General features: G+C 71.3%; 5 protein-coding genes. 4 read left to right on the top strand and 1 reads right to left on the bottom strand.

The window, feature by feature from the left end:
* Window positions 1–460 precede the first annotated feature (460 nt).
* On the top strand, window positions 461–2,962 hold the full coding sequence (locus AC07A6_RS41110; protein ID WP_362467548.1) for an ABC transporter ATP-binding protein/permease: 2,502 nt from the start codon (window positions 461–463) through the stop codon (window positions 2,960–2,962).
* A gap of 96 nt (window positions 2,963–3,058) precedes the next feature.
* On the opposite strand, the gene AC07A6_RS41115 is transcribed toward AC07A6_RS41110, so the two are convergent.
* Complete coding sequence (locus AC07A6_RS41115) at window positions 3,059–3,697, bottom strand: transglycosylase SLT domain-containing protein (RefSeq protein WP_362467546.1); 639 nt, start codon at window positions 3,695–3,697, stop codon at window positions 3,059–3,061.
* A gap of 472 nt (window positions 3,698–4,169) precedes the next feature.
* On the opposite strand from AC07A6_RS41115, the gene AC07A6_RS41120 reads away from it, so the two are divergent.
* The 3 genes from AC07A6_RS41120 to AC07A6_RS41130 all read left to right on the top strand — a co-directional run bounded on the left by AC07A6_RS41120 (window position 4,170) and on the right by AC07A6_RS41130 (window position 6,343).
* Window positions 4,170–5,306, top strand: a complete 1,137-nt coding sequence (locus AC07A6_RS41120) for a GAF domain-containing sensor histidine kinase (protein ID WP_478780515.1) — start codon at window positions 4,170–4,172, stop codon at window positions 5,304–5,306.
* Window positions 5,299–5,958, top strand: coding sequence for a response regulator (locus tag AC07A6_RS41125; protein WP_478780516.1), 660 nt, complete (start codon window positions 5,299–5,301; stop codon window positions 5,956–5,958). Before AC07A6_RS41120 ends, AC07A6_RS41125 begins: the two co-directional genes overlap by 8 nt.
* Before the next feature lie 139 nt (window positions 5,959–6,097).
* Window positions 6,098–6,343 carry a chaplin gene (locus AC07A6_RS41130; RefSeq protein WP_042803098.1) on the top strand — a complete coding sequence of 82 codons (246 nt, stop codon included), beginning with the start codon at window positions 6,098–6,100 and terminating at the stop codon, window positions 6,341–6,343.
* Window positions 6,344–6,444 lie beyond the last annotated feature (101 nt).

Here is a 6,444-nt window from a genome sequence, read left to right on the forward strand (position 1 = left end):
GGGGGTGTGGGGGTTGGGGGGGGCTGTGGCGGGGGACGCTTCCCCCCCCCCCCCCTCCACCCTTCTTCCCCCAAAGCCCGGGGGGGTTTGTGCCCCCCCCCCCCGGCGCTTGAGGCGCAAGGGCCCGGGGCGGAGCTCCGGGGAACGGGCGAAGGGCGGGCAGGGGACTCCACCCCGCGGAGCGGCGCGGCACCCCGCACCGGCCCGCGCCCGGAGGGAGGCGTGCGCGCCGTGCGAAAACCCTGTGAAGGATCTCCCGGGCGAGAAGTCCCGTATCGCACTCTCCGGGTGCCTTTCACCCCCGCCGACGGCCGCTCACGGCCACCCGCGGAAGGCCCCGATTCCACATGTGGCCGCAGGCCTGAAATAGTTCCACCGGATGTTCGCCATCCCTAGACTCCCTGACGTCGTTCTCCCTGGACGCCAGGGGGATTCTCGGGGGACCTTAAGTGGGGCTGGAGTGCCGGAACTCGTACTGGAATTGAACGGAAGGACCTGGACGCTCGATCCGTCCAGGTCGTACTCGCTGGGGCGCGATCCCCAGGGAGACGTGGTGATCGATGACGCCAGGGTGTCGTGGCGGCACGCCACCATCAGCTGGAACGGCCGGGGTTGGGCCCTTGAGGACCACGGCAGCACCAACGGCACCTACGTGCACGGCGCGAGGGTCCAGCAGACGGAGCTCGTGCCGGGCACGCCGGTCCACCTGGGCAACGCCACCGACGGCCCGCGGCTGAATCCGAGCGCCGCCCAGGCGCAGCAGCCGGCCTACCAGGCCCCGGCGCAGCAGCAGGCGTACCAGGCCCAGGGCCAGGCCCCGGCCCAGCAGCAGCCGCAGCAGCAGCCCGCCTGGGACCAGCAGCCGCAGCAGCCGTACGTGCCGCAGCAGCAGGGCGGCGGTGCCGGTGGCGGCGTTCCCGCGCAGCAGGCCGCCGCGGCCCCCGGGTACGCCGGCGACCACCGCAGCCCGACGACGTTCCACCAGATCGCCGTCGGCCGCGTCATGCGCATCGGCCGTGCCCTGGAGAACGAGCTCGTCGTCTCCGACCTCCAGGTCTCGCGCCACCACGCGGAGTTCCGCTCCACCGGCGGCCGCTTCGAGATCCACGACCTCGGCAGCCACAACGGCACCTACGTCAACGGCCAGCCGCTGCCCAAGTCCGGCACCGCGCTGCTCGGCCCGAACGACATCGTCGGCGTCGGCCACTCGACGTTCAAGATCGTCGGCGACCGGCTCGAGGAGTTCGTCGACACCGGTGACGTCTCCTTCTCGGCCCGCCACCTCACGGTCACGGTCGACGGCGGCAAGCAGATCCTCAGGGACGTCACCTTCGGCGTCCCGGAGAAGTCGCTCATCGGCGTCATCGGCCCCTCCGGCTCCGGCAAGTCGACGCTCCTGAAGGCCCTCACCGGCTACCGGCCCGCCGACCAGGGTGACGTCCTCTACGACAACCGCAACCTGTACAAGCAGTTCGCGGAGCTCCGCCAGCGCATCGGCCTGGTCCCGCAGGACGACATCCTGCACAAGGAGCTGAAGGTCTCGACCGCCCTGAAGTACGCGGCCAAGCTCCGCTTCCCGGGCGACACCGCCGAGGCCGAGCGCGCCGCCCGCATCGACGAGGTGCTGCAGGAGCTCAAGCTCGACATCCACAAGGACAAGAAGATCACCTCGCTCTCGGGTGGTCAGCGCAAGCGCGTGTCCGTGGCCCTGGAGCTGCTCACCAAGCCCTCGCTGATCTTCCTGGACGAGCCGACCTCCGGCCTCGACCCGGGCATGGACCGCGACGTCATGCAGCTGCTGCGCACCCTCGCCAACGACGGCCGCACGATCCTCGTCGTCACCCACTCCGTGGCCGAGCTGGGCCTGTGCGACAAGCTGCTCGTCATGGCCCCGGGCGGGTCCGTCGCCTACTTCGGCCCGCCGGACGAGGCGCTGAACTTCTTCGGCTACACCACCTGGGCCGACGTGTTCTCCGCCTTCGAGGAATACCGCGACTACGACTGGGCCGGCCGCTGGAAGGGCTCGCTGCACTACCAGCGGTACGCCGCCGACCTCGACGCGGTCGCCCCGCAGCAGGTCGCGATGGCGCCGCAGCAGATGATCCCGCCGAAGCCGCAGGGCTGGGGCTCGCAGCTGTGGACGCTGATGCGCCGCTACGTCTCGGTGATCGCCTCCGACGTCGGCTTCCTCGCCCTGATGGTGCTGATGCCCGCCGTCCTGGGCGTGGTCTCCATCGTGATCCCCGCGAAGTTCGGCCTCGCGCCGCCGACCCCGCCGTCGCGCTTCAACGGCGACGCGGGCACGATCATGCTGATCCTCGCGGTCGGCATGTGCTTCTCGGGAGCGGCCAACTCGGTCCGTGAGCTGATCAAGGAACGCGTCATCTACGAGCGTGAGCGCGCGACCGGCCTGTCCCGGTCCGCGTACCTCATGTCGAAGGTGATCGTCCTCGGCGTGATCACCGTCCTCCAGGGCGTGATCATCTGCGCCATCGCCTTCACCCCGCGCAAGCTGCCCGCCGAGGGCCTCTTCATGAACCCGGCCGTCGAGCTCTGCGTCTCGGTCACCGCGCTCGGCTTCACCGCGATGATGTTCGGCCTCGTGATCTCCTCGCTGGTGAAGACCGCCGAGAAGACCATGCCGCTGCTCGTCATGTTCGCCATCGTCCAGGTCGTCTTCACCGGCATCCTGTTCCAGCTGTACGACAAGATCGGCCTGGAGCAGTTCGCCTACCTGATGCCGTCCCGCTGGGCCATCGGCGCCGCCGGCACCACCCTGAACCTGGGCAAGCTCATGGCGCCCTGGGACCCGCAGAACCCCACCAACACCGACCCGCTGTGGGACCACACCGCCGCCCAGTGGTTCATGGACGTCTCCGTCCTGCTGCTGCTCGGCGTGATCTGCGGCTTCGCCGTGGTGCGCCTGCTGCGCCGCCACGAGCCCGAGGTCATGCGCAAGTAGCGGGCGGGTCTGCCAGGACCGCGCACGCGTGAAACGCCTCAGGGCGGCCCCCGGAACTCCGGGAGCCGCCCTGAGGCGCATGGGGGCGTGCGGTGCCTAGTAGGCGCTGTTCACGTTGTCCATCGAGCCGTAGCGGTCGGCGGCGTAGTTGCACGCGGCGACGATGTTCGCGACCGGGTCGTACAGGTCGAACTTGGTGCCCTTGACGTGGTACGTGTTGAACGTCGGCTGGATGACCTGGAGCAGGCCCTTCGACGGGATGCCGTTCTGCGCGTTGATGTCCCACAGGTTGATCGCGCGGGGGTTGCCGCTCGACTCGCGCATGATGTTGCGGTGGATGCCGGCGTAGGTGCCCGGAATGCCTTCCTTCTTCATGATGAAGAGGGCTTCCTTGATCCAGCCGTCGAGGTTGTTCGCGAAGACCGGGGTGCGGGCCGCGGAACGGCTCGCGGCTTCCTTGGCCTCGCGGTCCTTCTTCGCCTGCGCCTCGGCCTCGGCCTTCGCCGCGTCCTTGGCCTTCTGGTCGGCGACGGCCTGCTGGGCGCCGACGTGCTTCTGCACCGACTGGGTCCAGGCGACCGGGGCGGCCTCGAACGTCTGGGCCTGAGCGGTCTCGGTACCGGCGGGGACGAGGGAGAAGGCGAGGGCGGCGGCACCGAGGGTGGCGACACCGGCGATCGACAGCTTGTGTGCCTTCGTCAGACGATAGTGACCGGGAGTGCTGGAAGCAGACATGCGGGGCAACCTCTTCGAATAGCGGGGGCCGCAGGAAAGCGCCTCTCGGATCCGGGATCCGCGGCGCTGTGCGACGGCAGCCATTCTTAGCGGCGGCAAAATCGCCTGGCAAAGGTGTGACGTACGATCCCGGTTAGTGGATCACGGCCCCCCGCCGGAGCCGGAATTCCACCCCCGTCTCTAGGCGCAGCAGCACTCACGGCGCCTTTATGCGTCCACTACGCGGCTTCGTAAGTGATGTGCGTCCTATGCCGGGGCTCACACCGGGCCCACGGCCGTCTCACCCAGAGTTGCGACCGCAATTCAATACGTGACCGAACTCCGCCTTCCGGACGAGGCGACCGCCCCCGGCCCTCATCCCCAGGGCAGAGCCGCCGCCCCCGCACCCCCTCCCCGGGCCGTACGCCCCGGGTCCCAGGACCTACGCCCGAAGCCCGATCCCGCAGGTCAGGGCCGCCGGTACGGTGACCCCATGCACAACGGACCCGCTACGGGAGGACTGGCGGCCGTCAGCACCGCGCTGCTCGCCATGAGCCGGCGGCTGGAGGTCCACGACGTCCTGCGCACGATCGTCGCCTCCGCCCGCGAACTGCTGGACGCCGAGTACGCCGCCCTCGGCGTCCCGGACGACCACGGCGGCTTCGCCCAGTTCGTCGTGGACGGCATCAGCGAGGAGCAGTGGCGCCGCATCGGCCCGCTGCCCCGCCAGCACGGCATCCTCGCCGCGATGCTCCACGAGGAGGCCCCCGAGCGCCTCGCGGACGTACGCGAGGACCCGCGCTTCGGGGGCTGGCCCGCCGCCCACCCCGAGATGTCCGGCTTCCTCGGCCTGCCCATCAGGGACGGGGAGGAGAACCTCGGCGCCCTCTTCCTCGCCAACAAGAACGGCCCCGGCGGCTTCACCGACGAGGACGAGGCGCTCCTCTCCCTCCTCGCCCAGCACGCGGCCATAGCCCTCACCAACGCCCGCCTCTACGAGCGCAGCCGCGAGCTGACCATCGCCGAGGAGCGCTCCCGCCTCGCCCACGAGCTGCACGACGCGGTCAGCCAGAAGCTGTTCTCCCTGCGCCTGACCGCCCAGGCGGCCGCCGCCCTCGTGGACCGCGACCCGGCCCGCGCCAAGGGGGAGCTCCAGCAGGTCGCCGCGCTCGCCGCCGAGGCCGCGGACGAGCTCCGCGCCGCCGTGACCGAGCTGCGGCCCGCCGCCCTGGACGAGGACGGCCTCGTCCACACCCTGCGCGACCACGTCCGCGTACTCGACCGCGCCCACACCGCGCGCGTCACCTTCACCTGTGACGGCGTACGGGCCCTGCCCGCCGCCCAGGAGGAGGCCCTGCTGCGGGTCGCCCAGGAGGCCCTGCACAACGCCCTGAGGCACTCCGGCGCCGACCGCGTCGAGGTCACCCTCACCCGCACCCCCGCGGGCGGCGCCGTCCTGCGCGTACGGGACTGGGGCCGGGGCTTCTCCCCGTCCACCGTCCGCAAGGCCGGCCGGCACCTCGGGCTCGTCTCCATGCGGGACCGGGCGAGCGGCGCCGGAGGCCGGCTGGAGGTCCGCTCGGAGCCCGGTGAGGGCACCACGATCGAGATGGAGGTCCCCGGTGGCTGACACCCCCGGCCGCGGCCGGATCCGCGTCCTGCTCGTCGACGACCACCAGGTGGTCCGCCGCGGCCTGCGCACCTTCCTGGAGGTACAGGAGGACATCGAGGTGGTCGGCGAGGCCGCCGACGGGGCGGAGGGCACCGCCCGCGCCGAGGAGCTGCGGCCCGACGTGATCCTCATGGACGTCAAGATGCCCGGCACCGACGGCATCGAGGCCCTGCGGCGGCTGCGGGACCTGGAGAACCCGGCCCGGGTCCTGATCGTCACCAGCTTCACGGAACAGCGGACCGTCGTCCCCGCACTGCGGGCCGGCGCCGCCGGATACCTCTACAAGGACATCGACCCCGACGCCCTGGCCGGAGCCATCCGCTCCGTGCACGCGGGACACGTCCTGCTCCAGCCGGAGGTCGCCGAGGCCCTGCTGGCCGCCCAGGACGACCAGAGCGGCCCCGGGGGCCGCCCCGGGTCGCTGACCGACCGCGAGCGCGAGGTCCTGGGCCTCATCGCCGACGGCCGCTCGAACCGGGAGATCGCCAGGGCGCTCGTGCTGTCCGAGAAGACGGTCAAGACGCACGTCTCGAACATCCTGATGAAACTGGACCTCTCCGACCGCACCCAGGCCGCGCTGTGGGCCGTCAGGCACGGCCTCGCCCAGTAGCGGGCGGAGCAATGTGCCGATCCGAGATTCATACGGTCGGGTGTATGTAGCCCACATGGCGTATCCCGGGCCGGAGGGCGCCGTTCTCCATGGCGTGCCGCGACGGCTGGTCGCGGCAGACGTACTGGAGGACGAGAACGTGAAGAACTTCAAGAAGGCCGCAGCCGTCACCATGATCGCGGGCGGCCTCGTCGCCGCCGGCGCCGGTGTCTCCTCGGCGCACGGCGGTGCGTCCGCGGAGGGCGAGGCCCTGAACTCGCCCGGCGTGGCCTCCGGGAACCTGCTCCAGGTCCCCGTGCACGTCCCCGTGAACGTGGTCGGCAACACCGTCAGCGTGATCGGCCTGCTCAACGGCGCCTGGGGCAACACCGGCGTCAACGCCTGACCCGCCCCGCCCCCGGGGGTGCGCCCTTCCCCCCCCCCCCCCCCGGAGTGGGGGGAAGGGGGGGGGGGGGGTCGGGGGGGGGGTGGGGGGGGGGGGGGGAG

The sequence above is a fragment of the Streptomyces sp. NPDC044002 genome (assembly GCF_056434525.1).